Genomic DNA, 23,984 nt, shown 5'->3' with positions numbered 1-23,984 from the left:
GCCCACGGCAGTACCTATTGCGCTGTGGCCAGCAATGCCCGCAGCGGCTCCGCTTCGGGCGCACCCAGCCGCGTGTACAGCTCCACCGCCTGCTCGTAGTGCTCACGCGAGCCGAGCGCGTGGCCGAGGCCCGCGTGGGCTCGTGCCTGCTGGTCGACGGAGCTGAGCTCGGTGGCCAGGGCCAGGGCCTCGGTGAGCAGGGCGACGTCGTCGGTGGCCTCTCCCAGTCCGTTGAGCACGTACAGCTCGCCGGTTCGATCGCCCACTTCCCGGAACATCGTCAGCGCTCGGGTGTACTCCTGCTTCGCCCGATCGCGCTCACCCCACCGGGAGAAGAGCAGGCCGAAACCCTGTACGCACCACGCCTCGGCATCGACGTCGCCGCGTTGCCGGTAGATGTCCAGGATCCTGGTGAAGTGTTCGAGCGCCGAGTCGTAGCGGCCCAGTTCGATCTCCACCGAGGCCAGGCCGCTGATCGCCCAGGCCTCACCGTCCACGTCGCCCATGTCCGCGTACAGGCGCTGGGCTCGTTCCAGGTGCCGCGCGGCCGACGAGTTGAGACCCAGCCGTTCTTCCACCGCGCCCAGGTTGACCAGGGCGTGCGCCTCCGCGGCCTGGTCGCCCGTGGCCTTGTTCAGCTCCAGGGCCTGGTAGTAGTGGCCGGCGGCCTCGCGGAACCGGCCGAGCCTGGTGTCGGTGACCCCGAGGAGGACCAGCGTGCGGATCTCGCCGTCGCGGTCGTCGGTGGTGCGCAGCAGTTCCGCGGCTTCCTCCAGGACGTGGAGGGCGTCTTCCGGCCTGCCCAGTTCGAGCAAGGCGGCGGTCACGTCGTGGAGCGTTCTGGCGATCTGGACCGGGTCACCGAGCGAGCGCGCGGCGGCGAGAGCCCAGGTGCTCACCGTCAGCGCGGTGCTCCAGCGGTCGCGGTTGAGGTGCCGGAACACCGTCAGCGACAGCTGTACCGCGTGCCGCGGTTCACCGACCTCGACGGACGTGACCAGCGCCGGGTGTTCCGCTTCCAGCCACGTCAGGGCGGCGTCCGGGTCGGTAAGGTCGGGCGTCGCGGTCTTGGCGGCCGCCACCCGCGGCCGGCGGCGGGTGTCCGCGGGGTAGCGGACGTCCATGGCCAGCGAGGCGGTGGCCAGCAGGTAACCGGCCAGGCTGCTGCGGGCGCCCTGCCGCACCGAGGGCGGGTCCTCGTCGGACGCTCGCCCGGCCGCGTACTCGCGCACCAGGTCGTGGAAGAAGTACCGCCCTGACGCGCACTGGAGGAGATGGTCGCGACGCAGGCCTTCCAGGTGGGCGCGGGTGTCGTCCAGGTCCTGGCCCGTCAGCGCGGCCGCACCGTAGGAGTCGAACTCGCCGGTCGGATGCAGTGCGACCAGGCGCAGGACTCGGCGACGCTCCTCCGGCAGCCGCTGGTACGAGGCGTCCAGCGCGAGCTGGACACCGTCGTCGAGCTGCTGCCGCTGATGCCGGTCGTCGAGGCGGTCCGCGTGGTCGGTGAGCGTCCAGCCCTGCACCGCGCGGATGTGCCCGACGATGAGGTTGAGCGCGAGCGGCAGGAAACCGCACCGTTCGGCGATGCGGGACAACGCCTTCGGGTCGTTGCCCAGGGAAAGGTCGCCGACCGCGTGCTCCAGGAACGCGACCGCTTCGGCGGCGGTGAACACGGCCAGCGCCAGGTGGGTGATGGCGGGCAGGCCGGTCAGGCTGCGCCGGCTCGTGATGATCGCGACGCTGCCCGGCGCACCGGGCAGCAGATGCCGCACCTGCTCCTCGTCGGCGGCGTTGTCCAGCACCACGAGCACACCCGCGGCCCGTTCGCGGTAGGCGCCGACCAGCGAGGGCAGGTCGTGGGGAACCTCGGTGCCGGGCACGCCGAGCATCCTCAGAAACCCGTCCAGCACCGCGCTCGGAGCCGCCGGGGGCTGCTTCGGGTCGAATCCCCGCAGGTCCACGAACAGCACCCGCCGATGCGCACCGGCGAGCCGGGTCGCCGCACGGAGCGCCAGCTGGGTCTTCCCCACCCCGGCCATGCCTTCGAGGGCGGAGATCACGACCGACCCGCCCGCCGCCGCCTCGCACAGCCGCGCCAGCTCGGTCTCCCTGCCGACGAAACCCGGTTCCCCGCCGGGCAGTTCGTCGTGGACCCGCACCTGAGCGGCCATGACGATCTCGCCGGCCACCGCCCGCAACGCCTGCCGCCACTGGGCGACGTAGCCCTGGTCGGGGTGCAGTGCCCGCACGATCGCGATCACCAGGTCGGTGTTGAGCCGCTTGCGCCCGGAACGGAAGCAGTCGACCACCGTCGTCTTGCGCGCCATCTCGGCTTCCGGACGACCTTCGCGCGCCCACTCGGCGTTGATGCCCGCGGTGATCCGCTCGTAGGAGGGCGCTCCCGCCCACACCTTCAACAACCGCAACCGTTCCACCAGGTCGTCGAGCGTCACGGCCTGCCCGGGATCTGGCAGCGGAGCGGGTGCGGGGCACATGAGCCGTCACGCTAGTGGGGGAGCGGCATGCGGCGTTCGGATTCGGTCGGATTCAGCCGTCTGGCACGGCCGGCTCGGCATCGTCGATCTCGCCGGAGGGGCGCCCACCGCCTCTCCACACGAAGAGGGGAACGGCAACACCATGAGGAAGATCGCATCCGTGCTCGCCGCCGTGGGGGTGGCCGGGGTCTCGCTCGTCGCGGCCGAAGGTGCCGCGAACGCGGCCTGCCGAGCCGACTACGCCTGCATGTACTCCGCGTCGAACTACACGGGTCTCAAGCGCGAGGACTTCAGCAGCAGGACGAACTGGGGCCAGATCACCTACAACGGCTCGAGCGTCGCGCTGTACCGCGGCGACGGCTCGCAGCTCAACGTCAGCTCCATGCAGAACAGGGACCCGAACTCGTACATCGCCGTGTACTACAACTCCGGCCACCGGGGAGCGTGCTTCCGGATCCGCCCGAACGGCAACGTGCCGAACTTCCAGACCATCCGGCTGTCCATCGGCGGCGACGCCAACGACCGGATGAACTCGCACAAGTTCAACCCGACCAACTGCACGGGCACCATCTACGGCTGATCAGCAGCGGCGGCCCCCGTCACCGGCGGGGGCCGCCGCATCGCCAGGGGGAACTGTGAAACGAGTACACGCGATCTGGCTGATCACCGCCGCCGTGGTCGCGGCGGCCGGCACGATCACGCTGGTAGACCGGAACCAGGTCGCCGCCGCGCCGCCGGCGGTCGGCGAAGTGCGGCCGGTGCACGCCGCCAAGGACATCACCCTGCCGCTCGACCGCTACCAGCACTCGCCGGCCGACCTGACCACGATCGACCGCGCCACCGCCGTGCTGGCCAGGCAGTGCCTGAACGACTTCGGCCAGACCTGGGCGCCGCCCGACCCGCCACCGGTGCCCGCGAGCACCGGTTCCTCCCGGTACGGCCTCATCGAACACGACCAGGTGGCCAAGTCGGGCTACCACCCGCCGGAAAGCGCACCGCAGCAGCCGGAAGACCGGCCAGAGCCCACGCCGGAAGCGATGATGATCTACACCGGCAAGGGCACGACGTCCATCGGCGGCAAACGCATCCCCGACGGCGGCTGCCTGGGCAAGGCGCGCCGCGAGCTGGAACGAGGGGTGCCCGCGACGATCCCGGCCACCGAACTCATCCGCCTCGACCAGGAGATGTTCGAGCGGGCGCAACAAGACGACCGAGTGCAGCAGGCCATGGCGAACTGGCGGAAGTGCATGGCCGACTCCGGCTACAACTACACCGACGTGTGGGCGGCCAACAACGACATCCGCTGGGATTCGGAAACGCCGACGCAGGTCGAGATCGACACCGCCAAGACCGACGTGACCTGCCGTCAGCGCACCAAGCTCGTCGACACCTGGCTCGCCGTCGAGACCGCGTACCAGCGCCGGGCCATCACGGAGCGAGCGGCGCAGTTCGACGCGCTCGACCGCGGTATGCAGGTCCGCCTCGACAACGCGACCAAAGTGCTCGCGACCGGCTGAGCTGGAAGGCACGAACGACAGATCCCCGTCCGCGAGTTCCGCGGGCGGGGATATTTCGCTTCACGTCATGCGACAACACGCCGGCCAAGGTCGCGAGGAGCACTTGCAGCCCCAGGCTGGGCGCTCGCCTCCACCGTGATCCGATCAGCACGAAATGTAACGGGGTCTGAGCGAGTGCCGACCCTGCAGGGGAGGGGGCCAGTCCATCTCATCAGGGAGTGCGCATGGACGGAGTACTCGCAACCAGCCGAATTCCGATATCCCTGCTGCCAGCCAAGCACGTTGCGCAGGTGGCGCGCGAGCGTGGGATCGACCTTGACGACTTCGTACCGCCACGACGCGGTGAACGGGTGGTGGTGCGGCCAGAGGCCCCCGTCGCGGAGGTCCTCGCGGCGGCGCTCGTTCGGTGGTGGGAGCACATTCCCATCTGGAAGCGTCTCGACTTCACGATGCAACACCAGCAGCAGACGCAATGGTGCTGGGCTGCCACCTCGGTGAGCGTGGCCAGGTACTACCGCTCGTGGAGCACCTGGACCCAGTGCGCGATGGTCAACGCCGAGATGGGGCAGAACACCTGCTGCACCAACGGATCCAGCGACGCCTGCAATCAGCCACATTTCCTGAACGCCCCACTGAGCCGGGCCGAGGTGCTCGACCACATGGTGAGCGCGACGGTGACCTACGCCGAGCTCCAGGCGGAGATCGCGGCCGGCCGGCCGGTGGCCTGGCGGATCGGATGGTCGGGCGGGGGCGGCCATTTCGCGGTCATCGAGGGCTACCGCGTCCTCGGTAGCCACTGGGTCGCGGTCGACGACCCCTGGTACGGCGAGTCGGACGTGGCGCTCACGACCCTGACCGGTGGCACATACCAGGGCACGGGCACCTGGACGCACACGTACTTCACCAAGCGGCAGCCGTTCCCGTGGGTGTTCGAGAACGAGCTGGTATTCGAGTTCCCCTGGGTCATCTGGCAGGAGATCAGCAAACCCAGGGAGAAGGCGCAGCCGGTAGGCGCCGCGGGAGGTGAGCAGCGATGAGTCTGCGCGTTCCCGATGTGAGTGAGGACAGCGTCCTCGCGGTGCGCGACAACCTGTCCGAGCTGGCAGGCCGTGCGGCATACCGCCATCGCGCACTGGCGCGAGTCAATCCCCTCGACGTGGCGCTCGCACTTCCGCACGACGTCTACTCACTCGGCCTGGACCAGCTGGTCCGCGGTGCCACGCTCGATGACGCCCAGCTCGTCGGCAGGCGGTTCCTCGTCATGGCGGGCGGCGACGCCGTCGCCAGCGCCGAGGTCGCCCGCGACGACGGGTTCACGGCCACCGAGGGCCCCTTCGTCGCGGGCACCGCACGGGCGGTCGCCGTCGCCGAGCAGGACCCCGCGACGGCTGAAGACGACTACGAGGTCCGCGTCCTGCGAGTGCCCGCGCTCTACTTCATGGCGTTGTGGCTGAGCGGCGGCAGCCGTGAGCCGGACCTGGTCATCCCGATGGATCCGGCGCCAGAACCCTTCTCGGGAGGCGAGAAGGTCCGGCCCGAGGAGCTGCTGGACCGGCTCGCCGAACTGGCCAGACGACGCCTGGAGTTCGACGACATCGGATGATCACAGCCTCCGGTCAGCCAGGCGGGCGCGACGAACCTGCGATGAGCTCGAGCGCGGTCAGGCCGCCGAGCTCACGCGACGGTGGGCAAACGGCAGGCTGGGAGACGATGTCGAGGCGGTCGTCGATCAAGCCGACGACCAACAGTCCTCGCCGTGGTGACCCGTTGTCGTTCGCGCGGCGCGAGCCTCCGTACGGCGATCAGCCGTGCTGACCCGCGTCACTCTTGCGATTGGTCGCCGGTCCGCTCGCGTCGGCGCTCTTCGCGCTGTGAAACGACTTGAGCGCCTCGTGACCTATGTGGACAAGACGTGCGTTCACAGTGGCGCATGTCGCCACTCGGGGCTTGTGGCTTGGAGCTGCGGTCACGCACAATGCTCGCCCCTGGGCTGAGGGCTGGATGGCCTTCGCCGCCGTGCCGGGCAACGGGCACATCGTGACGTTCGACCTGCGCCGGGGCAAGCCACGGGTGCGTGACCACGTGCTTCTTGCACGGGATTTCGTGGCCGCTGCGCGTGAGTCCGTCACCGCGAGCCGACCAAGCCCCGCCGTGGAGGCGGCGTTCGCGGCCGCCGAGCTCGCAGTGAAGGCGTTACACCTGCTGCACGTCGTGCCGGCCCAGAACCGGGCCTCACACGGAGCCCGCCTGACGTGGTTGAACTGGTACACGCGGCGGGACGGTAACGGGTCGCCCGACTGGTACCCGGCGATGAAGCGGCTGGAAAGCCCGCGACCCGCTGCTCGGTACAGCGATGGAGGGGCACTGCCGGATGCTGAGGAACTCGGCGCCCTCCTTGACCAGTTGCCGAACTCGTCGACCACGCCGCGGCGCATGGCGGCCTCGACGAGGCGGAGCAGCAGGCTCGCGCCGGTGAGGCAGGCTGACCGCCGACCTCACCGACCGACGCCGCACGCCAGCGCTACGACGAGCACGAGTGCAGTCGTGGACGCTCGATCGCGGTGAGTACGTCGACCTGTAGCCGTTGTGCCGCAGCACGGGTTTCGTCAGGGGTCCGTAGCTCGCGGAAGTGCGTCGGAGTTGTTGCGGTTCCACGCCTTTGCCAGCGGTCCGCCGTCGCGGAGGTTCTTCGGCACGAACCCTGCCCGGTCTGGGTGCAGGCGCTCGATCGGTACCGGTTCCTGTGAACGCCTGTGTGCGGGAGTTCGGCGTGGTTCGGGCTGCTGGGGCGTGTCCGACGCGGGTTTGCCTGAGCGGGCGCGGTGCATCGTCGGGATCGGCCTGCCCAGCTTCAGCACCGTCGCCCCCGGCTTGGACACCACCTGACGGCACGGCTGACGGGCGACCGAGTAGCATACCGGGCACGACTTGTCGTTACGCTGCAACGGGTCGGCGCGCGGGATCCGCACGATCGCCCCGCCCATCGAGGCGCCGGTGTGGCCTTTCTTGCCACGAGATCTCGCCATCGCCGCTCTCTCAGTCAGGATCCGGAGCCGTGCTGCCCGAGCTGGCGGACCGCGGACGAGTCCAGCTCGACGTTGATGTAGTCCCAGGGATGCGTGCGAGAAGCGTAGACAGGCGGTTGCCGCCTGCACGCCTACGCCGCGTCCCATTAACCCGTTAGTGGACTACTTTCCTACTCGTAGAGGTCCCGGTCGTCGAGTATGAGGTCGTCGGATGCCGGCGTGAGGTGATCGTCTCCGTCATCCCGAGCGTTGGCGCGGCGACCGCATAGTGAGGGCACAGCGAGACCACCCGTGTAGCGCCGAGCCGTCAGCGAGGCGGGGCGGGGCGAAGTAGTCCGGGGCGTGCGATCGGGCCGCCCTCCGGCGTGGTGAAGAACAGCCAGAACGGCTGCGAGGCGATGCCGACCACCTCGGGACCGGAGTCCAGTAGCACCAACCGGTCCCGCTTCAGCTACGAGTGGGCCAACGCGGCCATAGCGGCGGCATTTGTGGGCGAAGATCGGTCCGTGGCCGACACGATCTGGGATCGACTCGAAGAGTGCGTACAGGACCTCTCGGAGCCATTTCGCGCCTCCGAGATGGTCGGCTGGTTCCGCCGCCACTACCCGGATGTGAAGGAGCAGTCACTTCGGGCGCACATCCAGATCGCAACCTCGAACGCTTCCCCGGCATCGCGGGGCATGTTCGTGAACCGGCGGCCGCTGATCACGCGGATCGAACACGGCCTGTACCGCCGTTTCGATGGCGATCCCGGGCCCATGCAGCCGAACCAGATCACCACCCGCGACACGGCGATGACGCAGCGTGCGCTCGACGTGGACATCGAGGCAGCTGTCGGCAGGTACCTCCACGATCGTGACCGGAGTGCGCGGTACACGTCGTTCGACTACTGCTTCAACCATTTCCAGCAGCATCGGACAGGGGTCGCGGCCTGGGGTGAGCCTACCGGCATGGAGGTCAGCTGCCTCCAGCTCGGGTTCTACCTCGCCAGTTGGGGGATGTTGCGGGGGTCGTCCGGTCTTCTGCAGCGAAGCGCCCGCCATCTGGTACCTCTGATCGAGACCCTCGCCGACGCTCCTGCGGAGGTGTGGGACCTCGATCTCGACGGCTATGACAGAGAGGGCATTGATCTGGTTCTCCGAACTGCTCTGGATGTTCGTCGTGCGCTCCGTCCGGTCGAAGCATCCGACACCTTGGTCACCAAGGTGATGCTCGGTGTCTTCGGCTGCGTCCCGGCGTTCGACACCTACTTCATGAAGGGTTTCGGCGTCTCCACCTTCAGCAAGGGATCGCTACGACGGGTTGGCGAGTTCTACCGGGCGACCGCATCGATCATTGATCGGCAGCGCCAGCCCACGCTCGACTTCACGACCGGGCAGCCCACCACGCGGCTCTACACCCGAGCCAAGGTCGTGGACATGATCTTCTTCATCGAAGGTGGATATCCGCGACAGTAGCGCCGGCGAGTACATCGACCCCGGCAACCCGCACGCGACGGAGGGTCCGCCAGTGCCGATGCTGCTGGCCCTCTGGACGTTGCCGCACAGGCGGTTCCTCGGCTCGTTCACGCTGCAGTTCATGTGGGTGGCTGAGTATGGGCCCGCAGTGATCCTTTTCTCGTCCTGCCGACCAGGCAGCCAGTTCCGTTCCTGGTGTGGTTCGTCAGATATGTCTTCCAGACGTGCGAGCAGGTTCGGCATCTGAATTCGCGGTATCTGGGTTAGCCTGGCCGCATGTCCGAGGGCCCCAGTCCTGGACCGTCAAGGCATTGTACGAACTCTGCTGCGATGTCGGGTTCGCAGATACAGGAGCGACTCTTCGGGTTCCAGCATCGCGCGTTTTCGGGCGGCCTCCTGGGTTCCACACCGATTACACCCGTCGCCTGCCCTGGTTCGATCGTTGATGGTCGCCTTCCACTCGTGTCCGCAGTCGGCACCGCCACCGGATCATGTCGTTCGCTCCGGGCGAGTTCCAGTCGAGATCGACGCCAGTGTGCGTGAGGTACTCAACGAACTCGTGTGTCAGGTGCGGCGCCCACTCAGCCGCACTGGGAGACGTTGTAGCGTCTGTGGTGGCCATCCGATCCCTGTAGACGCGGCCGAGGATCGTCGCGACTGCGGTGGGCGGGCTCTGTTGTTCTGACGGCATGATCGTGGGCGTGGCGCTGCGACTGCCGTACTGGATCTTTGTCCAGCTAGGTGGCTGGCTGGTTTTGTTCGGCCGGTCCTTGGCGGCCAAGGACGTCGAGTTGCTGGTGTTGCGACATGAGGTCGCGTCGTACGCATGGTCGTCCGCGGTTGGATTGTGTCCTGACCGGAGAGCGCGCATCAGTTAGATCGTGACAGTTTTCGACACGTTGTGTAACAGGTGGTTGATTGGATGCGATCCTGGGTCATGTGAAGCGGATTCCGCAGTTCCCGCCGGACCTCGCTGCGATGAAGGGCGGAGTGGTGACCGCTGCGGACGCCTACGGTTCGTGGCTGCGGTCGTTCTACGACGTGCGGGCCAAGTGGCACCGGCGCTTCTACCGGTCCAGCGGCCTGCTGGTGATCTTGGTGGGCGCCGCGCTGCCCGTGCTCACCAGCCTCGATTACCCCGGCAAGCCTGTGATCATCTCGCTGGCCGGTGTTCTCGTGGCCGGTCTGACCGGCCTGCGCGCGTTCTATCGCTGGGACCAGTCGTGGATCCTGTTGCGCAACAGCGAGATGGCGGTGACCGCGGCATACCTCGCGTGGAAGATGACGCCGGGAAACCTGCCGGCGGGGGACGAGGCGGCGACGCCGGAGCAGGAGAAGTCCGCCCACGTGTTCATCGAGAAGCTCGGTGAACTGCGGCAGCACGAGGCGAGGAGCTACTTCGAGAACATGGCCTTCCCAGCGGTGAACGGCACGCAGGCCTGACGTCCCCCGACCACGCGGAGTGCGCGATGACCGACCGGCTTGCGTTCGACGACGTGATCGTGGTGCTGCCCGGAATCGGTGGCAGCGTGCTGAGGACCGCCGACGGCCCGGGTCTGGGATCCGTCGCTGGCGATGGCGGGGGCGGTGCTGCGCAACCGGCACGACGTACTCGCCCGCCTCGCCGGTGATCCCGGGAAGCTGGACGATCCCGAGCACCGGGACGGGGTCGTCGCGACCGGTCTGATCGGCACGCCCGTCGCGGTGCCGGGAATCGCCTCGCTGAACCAGTACAGGCCCCTGCGCCGGCGGCTCAACGAAGCGTTCGACCTCGTCGTGGGAGATCCCGCCGTCGACGGCGCGCCGTCGAACTACTTCGAGTTCCCCTACGACTGGCGGCGCGCGAACCAGGTCTCCGCGCTCGCGCTCAAGGGGTTCGTCGACCGCGAACTGCCCAAGTGGAGGTCGACCCAGCTGGAAGAGCTGCTGGACAAGGAAGTTCTGAAGAACGTCCGCGACAACCGGCCCGTGCACGCGTTGCTGCTGCTGGCCGAGGAGGACGCCGAGGTGCTCGACCTCGTGCTGGACGCGCAGGAGGACCCCGAGCGCACCACGGACATCCTGCGCGCGCTGGCGTCGGTCGCGTCCCCGCACGCGCTCACCCAGGCTGTGACGGCGCTGGAGCCGCACCCGCTGGCCGCGCTGTACAAGGCGGTTGCACGTGTGCGAGCTGGTGATGACCGCATTGCCCTGCCCCCGAGCGATCAGCGCTTGATGTGGATCCACGAGGTGACCTTCTTGCTGCCTTCGCTGCCGCAGCTGGCCAGGTTGATCCGCGGGCTGGCGACCGAGTTGGACTAGCCTCAATGGCAATATTGCTGGAAGTCCATGCTCGCGCGGACGCGGTCGGCGTAGGTGGCATCCGAGTTGGCTTGCCGTGATGGTGAGCTGGGGAGCATGTCGCTGTGCCAAGCCGTACCGTCAGGAGTTGCGCGACGATGTCGTGCGGGCCGCTCGCGACCGTGAGCACGGTGTGACAGTCGAGCAGATCGCGAAGGACTTCGGCGTACACCCCATGACGCTGTTCAAGTGGCTGCGCCAGGCCGAGATCGACGAAGGCGTCCAACCCGGCGTGAGCCGCGGTGAGCCAGCCGAGCTGCGCGAGGCCCGCAAGCGAATCAAGTTGCTGGAGCAGGAGAACGAGGTCCTACGCCGCGCGACGGCGTATCTGTCGCAGGCGAACCTGCCGAGAAAGACTGTACCCGCTCGTGCAGAGCTGACCGCCGGCGGGATTCCCGTCGCGGTGACGTGCCGGTACTCGACATCGCTCGACAGCCGTACTGCCGGTGGCGTGCCTGGCCGGTCACCGCGGCAGAATTCGAGCGGGCGTATCGGGCGGACGCGTTGTCCGACGCTCACCGCGACGATCCAGAGTTCGGTTACCGGTTTCTGGCCGACGACGCCGTGACGCCGGCGTGTGAATGGCGGATCGGACGGCGTGGCGGATCTGCTCGTCCGTGGGCTGGTGGAGCGCGTTCGGCAAAACGCGGCCGCAACGGCAAGAAGACCGGTCCGGCGGTCCATGACGACCTCGTCCGCCGTGACTTCACCGCCGAAGGCCCGAACCGGCTCTGGCTGGCGGACATCCCTAACACCACGTCCTCCGCTCGCGGTCCTCTCATCGTGCGGACCGACGAGTGGGTTACAACTCGGGAACAGGAATCCCGATCATGGTCCGGCTCGCGGCTGACAGAGAGGCAATGCCGTGGGCATCCGAGCGAATCGTCCGGCGGGAGAGCGGTACAACCCCCGTCGTGCCGGAACAGCAGGAAGAGGTCGGTTAACTCGCTACCTCGCGGGACCGTGCTGGTGAACGACTGTCGATCTTCCCGCCTTGGACCGCCGGCTAGCGATGCAGGAGGGAGAGTTGCCGACCTCGGTCGACATCGGCTGCGGGACCTCCTGTGGTGAATTCGCCCTTGTAGTGGCCCGGCTTCGTGGTGCCGGCAGCCGAGTTCTACCACCGGATCCCCTCATCCGTCTGACGCGCAGGTCAGACCAATAGACGGGAATTTGGCACCCCGCAGGCTCGAACCGCTCGGCGTCGAGCCCTGATCAGCGTCGGCCGTCTGCCCCGTAGAAGCTGAAGGCCGCCCAGTGGAAGGCGTGCGCGTGCGGCCGGGCACCGGGCGGTTGCAGCAGCAGCTCGCTCACATCGCCGAGCACGGCGAGCTTTTCGCGGACAGTGCCGTCACGGACCACGCGCTGAGCGTCGCGCAACGCGTGGGCGAACGTCGCACCTCGGCGGATGCCCTCGTACAGGTGCACCATGAGTTCGGCCGTCGCGGCCTGCGGAACCGACCACAGGCTGCCGATCACCGCAGGCACCCCGACCTGGAGCAGCGCGGCCGGGAAACCGAGCACCTCGTCGGGCAGCCGATCGCCGATCCGCGCGGTCTCGCACGCCGACAGCACGGCCAGCCGGGCCTCGGGCGCTCGGTGCGAGAGCAGGTCGCCGATGGTCAGCTCGCTGTCGCCGGCGAGCAGCAGAGCGCTGCGCAGTGGATCTTCCGCGTCGGCGTAGGCGTGGCACGACCAGTGCGTGAAAGCCTGTGACCGCAACACGCCCAGCGCCGCGGATCGGGTCGCGTCACCGCCGCGCACCGTCGTCGCGTCCGGTATCCCGTCCAGGGCCGCCGCGCATTCGAGCGCGGAGTACGGCAGCGGTGACGCGCTGACCGGCAGCGGTTCGTCCACTGCGGCCGCGGTCCGGCCGGTGCGCTGCGCGGCCGCCCCGGCTGAGGCGCGCAGGGTCTCGGTGTTGGGGGAGTAGGTCAGCAGCAGGTGGTCCAGCGCGTAACGGCGACCGGTCGGGCGGTCGCGATCCGGCGTCCACGCGGCGTGCAGCGGCAGCAGGCCGAGGAGCCCGGTCGGCACGAGCACGGCGTGCGGCACGTCCGCCAGCTGCTCGATCACGGACGCCATAACCGTGTGCCACAACCACTTCGTGCACTCGTCGAGGGCCGCCCTGGGGTCGGCGGCGAGCCGGCGGACGTGCGGGGTGACCGCGTCGTCGGTGAGGCCTGGCAGCCGGATCGGGACGATGTCGTGCGGCGACCGCACGATCAGCGCCAGCCCGCCGGTGCTCGCGTGGGCGAGGTAGACCAGTGGCTGCGCGAGCTCGCCGAACAGCGTGTCGGTCGACGGGGTGGTGAGGAAGTCCGCCAGATCGGGCAACGCGCGGATGCGGGAGATCACGCCGGCCAGCTCGTCCTGCTTGCGCCGCACCGTGGAGAGGCTGCGGAACGCGGGTGCGGCGGCGGTCCGGCGGCCGATCTCCAGCCTTTCGTTGTCGCGCAACCATTGGCGTAGTGCGGTGAACTCGCGCACCACGTCCCCGCTCGCTCCCGCGCGAGCCAGATCGGCGGAGTCCAGCCGCAGCGCCGCCGAGATCTGCACGGCGCGACCGCGTTCCAGCACCTCGGCTGCCTCCAGCGGGCTGCCGGCCGCCTCGAACGCCAGCGCCGCTCTCGCCGCGAGCCCCGTGGTGCGGCGTAGTTCCGCCTCGGTGTGGGCGCGCAGCAGCTGACTACCGCCGGACGCCCACCCGCCGCGGAGCAGCCGCCGGTACATGGCCGCGGCTTCCGGCCAGTCCTGCCGTCGTTCCGCGGCCTGAGCGAGCAGCGTGGCCGCGCGGCGGCCGATCTCGGCCGACGACGGGAGCGACGACGGTCCGGACGAGTCGAGAACCTGCCGCAGCAGGCCCTCCGCCTCGCCAGGCTCGCCCAGATCCAGCAGCGTCACGGCGAGGTTGAGCCGGGCGAGCACGTCGTCCACGCCGCGCAGGAACTCCACCGCCCGGCGCAGGTCGTCGTGGTCGTTCTCGGCGAGTCCGCGCGTGGACAGCGCGAGCCCGAGGCCGAGGCGCACGGCCGGTTCGTCCGGCTCCAGTGCGAGCGCCTCGTCCAGCACCTCCACGCACCGGTTCATCTCCGCGGGGCTGTTGCCCGCCACCGCCAGGTCGAACAACGCGTGGGCGTACGACACCAGGTGCCGGACGTGGTTCGGGTGCTCGTCGTCGCGCACGGCCTCGCCGAGCAGCAGCACCGCGCGCCCGAGGTCTTCCCTGTTCTGGTTCTGGCCGGCTTCATAGCGCTGCACCAGCACATCGCCGAGGTTGGCGGCGAGCAGCGGGTCATCGGTCCGGGCGTGCCGGGCGTCCTCCAGATCGGCAACCGCGCCGTCGAGGTCGGCGATGGTTCCGGTGAGGCCGAACCGAACTCGCAGCACGTACGCGCGGTCGTTGAGCAAGGTGATCCGGACGTCTCCACCGGGCCGGGTCAGCGCCAGCGCGTACGCGAGGTTGCCGAGCACCCTGTCCAGCTCCGCCACGGTGACTGCCCGGCCGGAGAGCTCCGCGACCTCGCGATGAGCCGGTCCGGCGGCCATCATCTCGGCAGCCGACTTGGCGTCCTCGTCGGCGACAGCGTTGAACGAGCCGGGCGGGATGACGATCACCGGCCCGTCGCCCATCAGCTCGCGCGCCACGCGTTCCGCGTACGCCACGCTGAGGTTCAGCGTCGCGGCCTCGATGCCGAGCTCCCGGCACTCGCGCAGCAACCGGAGCCTGCTCTGGAACAGGAAGGCGTACTCGCCGGCCATCATGGACGGCTCCTGCGCCACCTGCTCGGCCTGTTCCTCCAGCATCCGCGTGGCCAGCGGGGACAGCAGAGCGGGGTGGTCCAGCACGAGGGCGCGGGCGTCGGGCACCGTCGTGGCGTCCAGCAGGGCGCCCAGGACGTCCGCCAGGTACTCGAAACGGCGGGTGCCGATCTGCTCCAGGAGGGCGCCGGCCTCGTCGACGCGGGCGGGGTCGTCCGGCTCGGCCACCACCCGGATGGCGCCGGGGTCGTCGAGCCCGAACACGTCCACGTACTCGGTCGCGCGGTGCCGTGCCTCGACCTCCGTGGCGGCCGTGACGACGAAGCCCGCGCCGACCGACCGCACGATGTCCCGCGCCGCCTCGACGGGGTCCTGCCCGTCCGCCACGGCCTGGGCGTAGTCGGTCAGGGTCCACAGCGCGAGGTCGAACGCGTCCCGCACCTCCTCCGGCTGCTCGAACGACAGCGCGGCTTCGAGGAGCTGCCGGGCGTCGGACCGGCCGAGCTCCGGCCGTCCGGTGAGCAGCTCCAGCCGTTCCGCCAGCGGGGTCTCCGGCGAGCAGAAGTCACCGACCAGATCGAGCAGCGCCTCCAGCGACTCCTGGTCGGTCACGTCCTCCAGTTCGTCCCACGCGGCCTCGGTGCGGAGCATGCGCTGCGCGAACTCGGCCAGGGCGAGCCCCAGGGGCACACCCAGGCGGAACACCAGGTGTGCGATATGACGGCGGCTGTCCCTCATGATCGCTTCGTGCTCGTTGTCCGCCGCCTCTGCCCGTTCGCCGTACCGGCCTGCCACGGTCGTCGCGGCCAGCCCGGGGTAGGCCTCCAGAACCTCCCGGATCCGCTCGGTGCTGCCGGCCGACATCAGCTCGTCGTCCGCCCGGCCGGGCTCGTCCTCGTCGGCTCCGGTGGCGTACAGGAAGTGGTCGAACGCCTCCGCGATCCCGGACCGCCGGGCCGCCATGAGCACCATCCAGCGGTAGCGGGCGAGCGGTGCCGCGGGTGCCGGTCCGGCGGGCGCGGTGAGCAACGCCGGGTACGCCTCCAGGAGCTGCATGGCCCGCCGCGGTGAGCGCAGCGCGAGGAAGCGCGCCAACGCCTCGCCGACGTCGAGCGCGTCGACCTGCGCGTAGGAACTCACCGGGGATCGACCGTCTCCACAGAGCCGTCGACACCGGTGCCGCCGGCCTTGCAGCGCACGACTTTCACGCCCAGCTCCGGAGATGCCGCCACGGCCTTGCGCGCGAACTCGTGCGCCTGCTCCAGCAGCTTGCCGACCTGGCCGTCGGCGAGCGCCTCGACCGGCGCCTCCAGCTCGACCACGACCTGGTCGGCCCCGTACACGGTGCGCAGCACGATCCGGGCGTCCGATGGGGCCGGGTTCACCTGTTTGCGGGGGCGCAGGCGGGCGAACAGCCGGCCGAGTGCGGGGGAAACCTTGTCCCACAAGGTGTTCGCCGACCGCGCCACGGCCCAGCTGCCCAGTTCGGTGCCGACGAACACCGTCACCACCAGCACGACGGTGAGGAAGGTGCCGCTCTTGTCGGGCTCCTGGTGCGCGGCGGCATAGCGCCCGGCCGCGCCGAAGGGTTCCAGGTCGGCGTCGAACGGGTCGGGCTCGGCCGGCACGCCGAGCTCGGCGACCGCCGCGTAGAAGCTCTCCGCGAACTCGCGGGCGGCGTCGGGGTCGAGGGCGGATCCGTGCCCGCCGGACAACCGGACGGCCGCGCTGAACTCCGTCATGAACGAGCCACCTTCCGATCGCTGCGCCGCGCCATCGATCACTTTAGGGCCGCCGAAGCGGTTCGTGGCTCGAATCGATCAGGGGCTCGGCCGGTCCTCGGCGGCCGAAGACGTGGAGTTGCTCGTTCTGCGGCACATCAGCACTCGATCGGGGTTTGGTCAGTGCGTGCGCTGGTAGTCCTCCCACGTCCGGATCGGGATCCGGGGCCCGTCGTCGGGGCGGTGGTTGGCGAGGCCGTTGAAGCCCAGGTAGTAGTCACCGACCTGGTTCTGGGCCTGGGTGGCCTGGTCGGTGTCGTTGATCGCTACCGCGTGGATGTGCCACGGCCAGTCGCCCTGGGCGGGGCTGCGGACCCAGGCGGCGAAGCCGACCTGGCGCAGCGCACGGGCGACGGCGGTACGGGTGTCCGCGGACATGCCGTCGACCTTGAGGTCCACGGCGCCGCCGCCGTCGTGGGTGCCGGCGGAGGTCGGGTCGCCGCCGGGGTTGTAGGAGCCCTGCGACAGCACCAGGCGACGCCCCAGCAGACGTTCGGCCTCAGTGAGCATCGCCTGGGTACGGGTGTTGACCACGTACCCGTCACGCTGGACCTTCGAGCCCGGTTTGAGCACGCGGGAGACGGTGAACCGGCTCTGTCCGAGCGTGGTCAGCGAACTCGCGCCGGGCAGCCCGTTCGCGGCCAGTCCGGTGTATCCGAGCGAACGCTGGTAGGCCGCGTACGCCGAGATGGTCGTGGTTCCGAAGTAGCCGTCGACCCAGCGGGCGTCCAGTAGATTGCGCGCCTGGAGTGCCCGTTCGACGGCCAGCACGGAATCCTTGGCGCCCGGGGTCAGCGTGTTGTCGGCTCGCCGGGGATCGATCTGGGCGGCCAGGACGGTGGCTTCCATGTTGACGACGGGCAGCGCCTGTGGGGATACGGCTGAAGCCTGCGTCGCGCTCAACGTCAGGCAGCCCAGGGCAGCGAAGGTCGCCAGCGCCGCAATGGCGCCCCGGGGCTTCGTCTTTGTCTTCATGCGGTGTTTCTTTTCCGTTCTGTCAAAGCCCGGCCTCGGTCCAGCGCCGGGAATCATGTGCGTGCGGCTTGGACAAGGCTCCGACATGGCGCTGACAAAGCTCTGACACGGCGAGGAGCAGAGGCTGTTCCTTCTGCCGGCAAGTTGAGGTGTCCGCTTCGTGTTCACGGCCGGATGTCGACCGGCATTCGAGCAGCATCAGCCCTGCAGGCCGCCAGGTTGGAATGCGGCGCGTGAGCCGACGTTGAGCTTGTGCATGGCACGGGACACGTGGTGTTCGACGGTGCGAGGAGACAGGAACAGCTCGTCGGCGATCTGGCGGTTGGTGCGACCGGCGGCGACGAGTTCGACGACTTCGCGCTCGCGGGGCGAGAGTTCGCCGCCGTAGCCCTTGCGTCCGCGTGGCCGGGCCGGTCGGAAGCGACGGGACGCTCGGCGGCACCGGTTGGCGTCGCGGATGCAGCCCAGTTCGGTGTAGCCGGTCGCGGCGGCGGTGAAGTGGGCCAGCGCCGAGGTGGGGTCGCCGAGGGTGACGGCCACGGACGCGGCGGCTTCGTGGATGGTCGCCGCGGTGTGCGGCTGAGGGAGTGCGGTGTAGGCGGCGGCAGCGTTCCGGTAGCCGTCGAGTGCCTCGCTGGAATCCTTTGCCACCAGTGCTTTGACGAGTACCACGGCTGCCGCGGCGAGCGGTGCGTCGGTGCCGGCGACACCCTGGGTGTACTCGTCCGCGAGGCGGTGGGCGTCGGCACTGCGGCCCGCGCGGGTGAACGCGCGCACGGCGTGCGGTACGAGATCGGCGGCCCACACCCAGTTCTCCTTCGCGCGTACGCGGTTCAGGGCACGGTCGGCGCCGACCGCGGCGGCGGCGACGTCGTTGCGGGCCAGTGCGAGTGCCACGCGTGCCGCGGATACCGCCAGTTGCAGGGGAGGGGTTTCCGGGGCTGAGGCCTGGGCGCCGTCGAGGTGCCACCCCGCGGCGTCGCGATCGCCACGGGCGAGTGCGGTCCACGCCAGTGCGAGGAAGGCGTCCATGGCCAGCGACGGCATTTCGCCGGCTTGCTCGATGAGCTGTGCGGCGTCGGTTTCCAGCGTTGCCCACGTTCCGGTAAGGGCGTCGATTCGGAGCCTGGTGCCGGTGCGCAACGTCGAGAGGTACGGCACGTCGTTGTCGGACATGAGCGTGTCGCTGACCTGGAGCAGCTCGCGGGCCTGTGTGTAATGGCCGGTCCACGCGAGCGCGTCGCCGACGTTGTTGAACGCGCGGGCGAGTTGGCGGCGTGTCCGCGGGGACCGGGACGTGCGCGGCAGCTGGGAGAGCAGTGGTTGCAGCGACCGGTCGCCGACACCGGCCAGCAACGCCAGGTGGTTGGCTCGGACGACCATGGACAGTTCCTCGTCGCGTGGTGCGGCGGCCGCCAGCCTCGTCGCTTTCTCCAGCCAGTCGAACTGGTGCGGCACCGGCCGCCAGCCGAAGGTCGGCAACGTGAGGGCAGCGGCTCCGCGCGCGGCGAGGGCGGGTCGGTCGGCGAGGTCGAGGACGGCCATCTCCAGTTCGCTCTGGCCCTCCTCGATGCGGCCGGTCTGGTTCATCAGCAGCCGGCCGAGGTTGATCCTGACCTCGCCGCGGGCGGTACCGGTGAGCAATCCGTCGAGGAGCAGCGCCTGGAGGCGTTCGACGGTGCTGACCTGGGCGATCCCGGTGACCGCTGCCCGGCTCAGCCGGACCGCGAGGGTGCGGGCCGACCGCGTGGGCAGCGCCTCGTCGGCCAGCGCGGTCTCGAGCACCTGCAGTGCCAGCGCGGTGTCGCCGATCTCGGTCGCGTGGTCGGCGGCGGCGACGGTGCGGCTCACCCAGTTCGGAAGGTCACCGGCCTGGCGGTAGTGGTGGGCGAGCCGCACCGGCACCCGGTCGGAGCGTGCGGACAGCAGTTCGGCCGCGCGCGCGTGCAGCTTGCGCCGTTGCGGGCTGGGAATGGACACGTCCACGGCCTGGCGTGCCAGCGGGTGCCGCAGGGCGTACCGGCCGGTGCCCACCTCGAACAGCACCGCGCCCGCCAGGGCGTCGGTCACGGCGCGCGCGACCCTGTTGGTGGGCAGGGCGGACACCGCCGCGAGGTCGTCCTCGGTGGCCGGGGTGTCGAGGACGGCGGCGGCGTGCACGACCGCGGCCACGGCGGGGCCGAGACGGCGCAGCCGTTCGGCCATGGTGTCGCGCAACAACACCGGGATGTCGACGAGGTCGAGAGTGCGTGACCGCGGTTCGGCGCCGATCTCGCGGAACTCGCGGAGCACCTCCTCGATCACGAACGGAATGCCCGCGGTGCGGTGGTGCAGGGAGGTGGCGAAGTCGGCTCCGACGGTTCGGGTGCCCAGCAGCCCGGCGGCCAGCACGCCGACGTCGGCGGGTTCGAGCGGGCGCAGCCGGAGCAAGGCCGTCTGGTCGCCGGAGAGCAGGCGGTGCGCCGGTTCCAGCACCGACCACGCTCCGGCGCCGTACACGTCACGGCGGCAGGTGGCGACCAGCGCGAGGTTCTCGGTGGGCGGCGTCATGAGGAACCGGAGCAGGTCCTGCGTTCCTTCGTCGGCCCAGTGCAGGTCGTCGATGACGAGCACCGCGGGTCCGTAGGCGGCCAGCAGCTCACGCACGGCGCGGAACACCCGGTGACGCTCGGTTGCCGCGTCACCCTTGGGCGGCTCCGGTGGCAGCAGCGGCGCCAGTTCGGGCAGCAACGGCCGCAGCGCGCCCACGATCGGTGACAGGGAACCGGCCACGCGGGTCAGCAGTGGCGCGGTGTCCCGCAGCAGATCCACCACGGGCCCGTACGGGAACGGCTCGCGCATCGGCTGGCAGCAGCCCACCAGGATGGTGCGGCCGACGAGCTCCGGGCGGCGCACGAGCTCCCTGACCAGCCGGGTCTTGCCGACGCCTGCTTCGCCCTCGACCAGCGCGAGGGCAGGTGGGCGCATCGCCACCCGTGCCAGCTCGGCCAGTTCGGCGGCCCGGCCGACGAAGATCGAACGCGGCGGCTGGGCCGCGGACAGGCTGACCGTCATGCACAGCGATGGTACTGGGCGGTAACCGATGCGCCGGATGTCGCAATGATTGGGTATCCCCGATGAATTCCGGCTCCGATGTGCCGGGGTCCGCGGTGGCTTCAGGGTGAGGACGAGCGGCGGCACCCTGCCTTTGCCGCTCGGACGAGGAGCCACGCAGATGAAACAGCACACGAAGTGCACCCTGCTCGCGGCGGTGGTCGTCGCGCTGGGGACCGTCGTTCCGCAGGCGGTGGCGGCGCCGCAGGAGGGCGCGGTGGTGCCGGCCGCCCAGCCCTGGGCCGCCGGCTGGTACACCGTCCGGCTGCACGACACGGCCGGGGCGAGTGCGGCTTCGGTCCAGTCGGCGGCGCGGTCGCTGGCTTCGCAGTACGGCGGCACGATCCGTTCCACCTGGACGAAGTCGATCCGCGGCTTCTCCGTGCGCGGCCTGTCCGAGCAGTCGGCCAGGAGGCTCGCCGCGAACCCGGCGGTGAAGACCGTCTACCAGACCGGCACCGCGCGTGGCGCCGAGGTGCAGAGCAACGCGCCGTGGACCATCGACCGCGTGGACCAGGCGAACCTGCCGCTGGACACGAAGTACGAGTACAACGCCACCGGCGAGGGCGTGACGGTCTACAACATGGACAGCGGCACCCGCGTCTCGCACGCGGAGTTCGAGGGCAGGGCGTCCAACGGCTACGACTTCTTCGACAAGGACGCGATCGCCCAGGACTGCCACGGCCACGGCACGCACACCGCGAGCACGTCGACCGGCAAGACCTACGGCGTGGCGAAGAAGGCGAAGCTGGTCGCGCTGCGCGTGTTCGACTGCGGCAACTCCGGCCCCGACGACCTGGTCATCGACGCGGTCGAGTGGATCGACGCCAACGGCCGCAAGCCCGCGGTGGTGAACATGAGCCTCGGCCAGTTCCAGGCGGGCATCGGCGACGAGCAGATCAGGGCGTCGATCGCGAAGGGCTTCGTCTACGTCTTCGCCGCCGGCAACAACAACGGTGCCGACGCCTGCGGCTACAGCCCTGCACGGGTCACCGAGGGCCTGACCGTGGCCTCCACCGAACGCAACGACTCGCGTTCGGGGTTCTCCAACACCGGCAGCTGCGTCGACCTGTTCGCACCGGGCGGCAGCAACACCGGCGCCGGCCACAGCAGCGACACCGCGACCCGTTCCGACCAGGGCACGTCGTTCTCGGCGCCGCTCGTCACCGGTGCGGTCGCGCTCTACCTGCAGGGTCACCCGAACGCGAACCAGGCGGAGGTGAACAAGGCGATCATCGACTCGGCCACGCCGGGCAAGGTCACCAACGCGGGCAACGGCTCTCCGAACAAACTCCTGTACACCAAGGGGCTGACCGGAGGCCCTGGGCCGGAGTGCGCCACGAAGTCCAACGACACCGACGTCGTGGTGCCGGACGCGGGAAGCGCGGTCACCAGCACGATCTCGATCTCCGGCTGCGAGGGCAACGGGTCGTCGGCCGCGCAGGTCGAGGTCGCGATCTCGCACGCCTACCGCGGCGACCTGGTGGTCTCGCTGGTGGCACCGGACGGGACCTCCTACCGGCTCAAGGAGTCCAGCACCGTCGACCACGCCGACGACGTGCGCCAGACGTTCACGGTGAACCTGTCGTCCGAGGCGCGCAACGGCGACTGGAAGCTCAGCGTGCAGGACGTCTACCGCTACGACACCGGAACTGTCGAGAGCTGGAGCCTCACGCTCTGACCCGATGAAAGCACTAGGGCCGCCTGGCAGTTCGCCAGGCGGCCCTAGTGTTTTCCCTGCGGCCAGTTGGTCCGTGCTATGTGACGGTCAGCGTGAAGTCCGCGCTGCCGGACTTCCCGTCACCGCTGGCGGTGATCTTGATCCGGTAGGTCCCCGGCGGTGTCGAGAACGACGTGGCGATGTGTGCCAACGAGGTCTGCCCGGGGTTCACCGTCGCGGGATTGAAGAAGACGGTGACGCCGGCCGGTTGACCGGACGCGGTCAGCGTGACCGGACCCGTCGCTCCCGTGACCGAGATCGACGGGAAGACCGCCCCGCCCTTGAAGGTGCTGCCGGTCGGCGGCGACAGCGCGACGGTCAGACCACCCGGCTGCGGGTTGCCGTCACCGACGGTCAGCGTGAGAGTGGCGTCCCTGCTGACCGACCCGGAGGTGCCGGTCACCTTCACCGAGTACGTTCCGGCCGGTGTGCTCGACGAGGTGGTGACCGTCAGCTTCGCCGTCCCGCCGGAGGTGATCGTGGACGGCTGGAACACCGCCTGCGCTCCGGAGGGCAACCCGCTGGCGCTCAACGAGATGTCGGCCGGAGAGCCGACCACCTGGCTGGTGACCGTGGTCGACACGTGACCGCCGGGCGCGGCCTTCACCGAGGCCGGGCTGAGGCCGAGGGCGAAGTCGGAACCGGGGCTGCCGGCCCCGATCGTCAGCGTCAGAGTGGCCTGTTTGGACACTCCGGACGCGGCCCGCCCGGTCACGGTGACCTGGTGCGTGCCGTCCGGGGTGCCGGAGGCCACGGACACCGACAACTTCGAGCCTTCGCCGGACTTCACCGAGGACGGCTGGAACGACGCCTGCACCCCGGACGGCAGCCCGGAGACGGACAGTGCGACGTCCTCGGCGGTGGAACCCGCGGTCGTCTTCACCGCGACCGATCCCGCACTCCCCGCCGTGACGCGCAACGACGACGGGTCGACGCTGACGCCGAACTCGGCTGGCTGGGTGTCGCCGACCTGCTGCTTGACCCAGTCGCCCATGTCGTTGTCGAGCCGGGCGAAGACGCCGTACCAGCGGAAGTCCGACCGGCTCCAGGACGCGAGCCCGACGATCTTGCCGTTGACGACGAACGGGCCGCCGCTGTCACCCGGCAGGATCGTGGTGCGGCCGTCCGGGTAGCCGGCGCAGATCATCGTGGCGAGCTTGTAGCCCGCCGCGACGCCCTGGCACTGGTTGACACCGTCGACGATCGGGAAGTCCTGCTTGTCCAGCGACACGTCGGCCGGACTGTCGTCGTGGGTCTTCTTGCCGTAGCCGTAGCTGCGGCCGGTGTCACCGACCTTCCAGATGCCCGCGTCGGCGGAGGTGGCGTACTTCGCCCACTTGTCCGGCGACAGCGGGATGTCCTCGTTGGTCGTGATGACCGCGACGTCGTAGCCCTGGTCCCAGTTGATGTACTGGGGATGCTTGACGTACGACTTGGTGGTCAGTGTCGTGCCGGTGCCGGCCGCCAGGTCGTCCAGGCCGTACAGGAACGTCTTGGTGCCGGCCAGGTCCTTGCAGTGCGCCGCGGTGAGGATGTGACGAGGGCCGATCACCGCGCCCGTGCAGGACTGGCCCTTGGGCCTGCCGCCCTCCGAACGCAGGTTGGCGATGACGCCGGGGTACTCCGCCACGGTGGCGTCCTGGCCCTGGTAGATCTGCCCGGACGCACCGTCCCAGGTGGACACCGAGCTGTCGGCGTAGGAGTTGCCCCTGTCGTGCGGGGCGGCGCTCGCGGCGGTGACCGCCGTGCCGAGCGCCAGTGTGGCCGCGATCAACGCGATCCGCTTGTGTCTCAACATGTGCTGTCCTTCGCGGTGGA

Annotated in this window: 17 protein-coding genes and 1 pseudogene; 10 read left to right on the top strand and 8 right to left on the bottom strand. The window is 69.7% G+C overall.

The genetic code is table 11. The features are described from left to right. Positions 1–14: 14 nt before the first annotated feature. A complete protein-coding gene (locus BLR21_RS04770; protein ID WP_090004332.1) occupies positions 15–2,495 on the bottom strand; it encodes a tetratricopeptide repeat protein in 2,481 nt (826 codons plus the stop codon). Positions 2,496–2,637: 142 nt separating this feature from the next. On the opposite strand from BLR21_RS04770, the gene BLR21_RS04765 reads away from it, so the two are divergent. The 5 genes from BLR21_RS04765 to BLR21_RS04745 all read left to right on the top strand — a co-directional run bounded on the left by BLR21_RS04765 (position 2,638) and on the right by BLR21_RS04745 (position 6,577). Then, the gene (locus BLR21_RS04765) at positions 2,638–3,075 is read left to right on the top strand and encodes a peptidase inhibitor family I36 protein (protein ID WP_090004331.1); all 438 of its coding nucleotides are present in this window, start codon (positions 2,638–2,640) and stop codon (positions 3,073–3,075) included. 55 nt (positions 3,076–3,130) lie between these two features. After that, positions 3,131–4,012, top strand: coding sequence for a hypothetical protein (locus BLR21_RS04760; protein WP_090004330.1), 882 nt, complete (start codon positions 3,131–3,133; stop codon positions 4,010–4,012). 290 nt (positions 4,013–4,302) lie between these two features. Then, positions 4,303–5,049, top strand: coding sequence for a papain-like cysteine protease family protein (locus BLR21_RS04755; RefSeq protein ID WP_176929452.1), 747 nt, complete (start codon positions 4,303–4,305; stop codon positions 5,047–5,049). Continuing rightward, positions 5,046–5,615, top strand: a complete 570-nt coding sequence (locus tag BLR21_RS04750; RefSeq protein ID WP_143027600.1) for a hypothetical protein — start codon at positions 5,046–5,048, stop codon at positions 5,613–5,615. The genes BLR21_RS04755 and BLR21_RS04750 overlap by 4 nt, the downstream gene beginning before the upstream one ends. Positions 5,616–6,013: 398 nt before the next feature. Then, positions 6,014–6,577 carry a hypothetical protein gene (locus tag BLR21_RS04745; RefSeq protein WP_090004327.1) on the top strand — a complete coding sequence of 188 codons (564 nt, stop codon included), beginning with the start codon at positions 6,014–6,016 and terminating at the stop codon, positions 6,575–6,577. Between the two features lie 41 nt (positions 6,578–6,618). Here the strand turns inward: BLR21_RS04745 and BLR21_RS04740 are convergent, their stop codons facing one another. Beyond that, positions 6,619–7,038 carry a hypothetical protein gene (locus BLR21_RS04740; RefSeq protein WP_143027599.1) on the bottom strand — a complete coding sequence of 140 codons (420 nt, stop codon included), beginning with the start codon at positions 7,036–7,038 and terminating at the stop codon, positions 6,619–6,621. Between the two features lie 368 nt (positions 7,039–7,406). Between BLR21_RS04740 and BLR21_RS04730 the strand changes: the two genes are divergently transcribed. Then, the gene (locus BLR21_RS04730) at positions 7,407–8,495 is read left to right on the top strand and encodes a DUF7669 domain-containing protein (protein WP_176929451.1); all 1,089 of its coding nucleotides are present in this window, start codon (positions 7,407–7,409) and stop codon (positions 8,493–8,495) included. 303 nt (positions 8,496–8,798) lie between these two features. Here the strand turns inward: BLR21_RS04730 and BLR21_RS44615 are convergent. Next, positions 8,799–8,963: pseudogene (locus tag BLR21_RS44615) on the bottom strand (zinc-ribbon domain-containing protein); the annotation flags it as partial. Between the two features lie 471 nt (positions 8,964–9,434). Here BLR21_RS44615 and BLR21_RS04715 point away from each other — a divergent pair. The 3 genes from BLR21_RS04715 (at position 9,435) to BLR21_RS43110 (ending at position 11,403) form a co-directional block, all read left to right on the top strand. Continuing rightward, on the top strand, positions 9,435–9,938 hold the full coding sequence (locus BLR21_RS04715) for a DUF4231 domain-containing protein (protein ID WP_256334461.1): 504 nt from the start codon (positions 9,435–9,437) through the stop codon (positions 9,936–9,938). Between the two features lie 132 nt (positions 9,939–10,070). Then, a complete protein-coding gene (locus BLR21_RS04710; protein ID WP_143027598.1) occupies positions 10,071–10,796 on the top strand; it encodes a hypothetical protein in 726 nt (241 codons plus the stop codon). 127 nt (positions 10,797–10,923) lie between these two features. Next, positions 10,924–11,403: a transposase gene (locus tag BLR21_RS43110; RefSeq protein ID WP_218130731.1), complete on the top strand. Its 480-nt coding sequence runs from the start codon at positions 10,924–10,926 to the stop codon at positions 11,401–11,403. Between the two features lie 647 nt (positions 11,404–12,050). On the opposite strand, the gene BLR21_RS04700 is transcribed toward BLR21_RS43110, so the two are convergent. The 4 genes from BLR21_RS04700 to BLR21_RS44365 form a co-directional block, all read right to left on the bottom strand. Beyond that, positions 12,051–15,737: a CHAT domain-containing protein gene (locus BLR21_RS04700; protein WP_090004320.1), complete on the bottom strand. Its 3,687-nt coding sequence runs from the start codon at positions 15,735–15,737 to the stop codon at positions 12,051–12,053. Beyond that, positions 15,734–16,339, bottom strand: coding sequence for a hypothetical protein (locus BLR21_RS42280; protein WP_176929450.1), 606 nt, complete (start codon positions 16,337–16,339; stop codon positions 15,734–15,736). The genes BLR21_RS04700 and BLR21_RS42280 overlap by 4 nt, the downstream gene beginning before the upstream one ends. A 159-nt stretch (positions 16,340–16,498) precedes the next feature. Then, positions 16,499–17,353: a peptidoglycan-binding domain-containing protein gene (locus tag BLR21_RS04690; protein WP_090004318.1), complete on the bottom strand. Its 855-nt coding sequence runs from the start codon at positions 17,351–17,353 to the stop codon at positions 16,499–16,501. A gap of 198 nt (positions 17,354–17,551) precedes the next feature. Next, the gene (locus tag BLR21_RS44365; RefSeq protein WP_090004317.1) at positions 17,552–20,407 is read right to left on the bottom strand and encodes an ATP-binding protein; all 2,856 of its coding nucleotides are present in this window, start codon (positions 20,405–20,407) and stop codon (positions 17,552–17,554) included. A 160-nt stretch (positions 20,408–20,567) separates the two neighbouring features. Here BLR21_RS44365 and BLR21_RS04680 point away from each other — a divergent pair, with 160 nt between their 5' ends. After that, positions 20,568–22,127, top strand: coding sequence for a S8 family serine peptidase (locus BLR21_RS04680; protein ID WP_090004316.1), 1,560 nt, complete (start codon positions 20,568–20,570; stop codon positions 22,125–22,127). Between the two features lie 76 nt (positions 22,128–22,203). Here the strand turns inward: BLR21_RS04680 and BLR21_RS04675 are convergent, their stop codons facing one another. Continuing rightward, on the bottom strand, positions 22,204–23,964 hold the full coding sequence (locus tag BLR21_RS04675) for a trypsin-like serine protease (protein WP_090004315.1): 1,761 nt from the start codon (positions 23,962–23,964) through the stop codon (positions 22,204–22,206). Between the last annotated feature and the right edge of the window lie 20 nt (positions 23,965–23,984).

It is taken from the genome of Lentzea albidocapillata subsp. violacea, assembly GCF_900100275.1.
GTDB classification, from domain to species: domain Bacteria; phylum Actinomycetota; class Actinomycetes; order Mycobacteriales; family Pseudonocardiaceae; genus Lentzea; species Lentzea violacea.
This window is presented reverse-complemented; position numbering and strand designations above follow the sequence as displayed.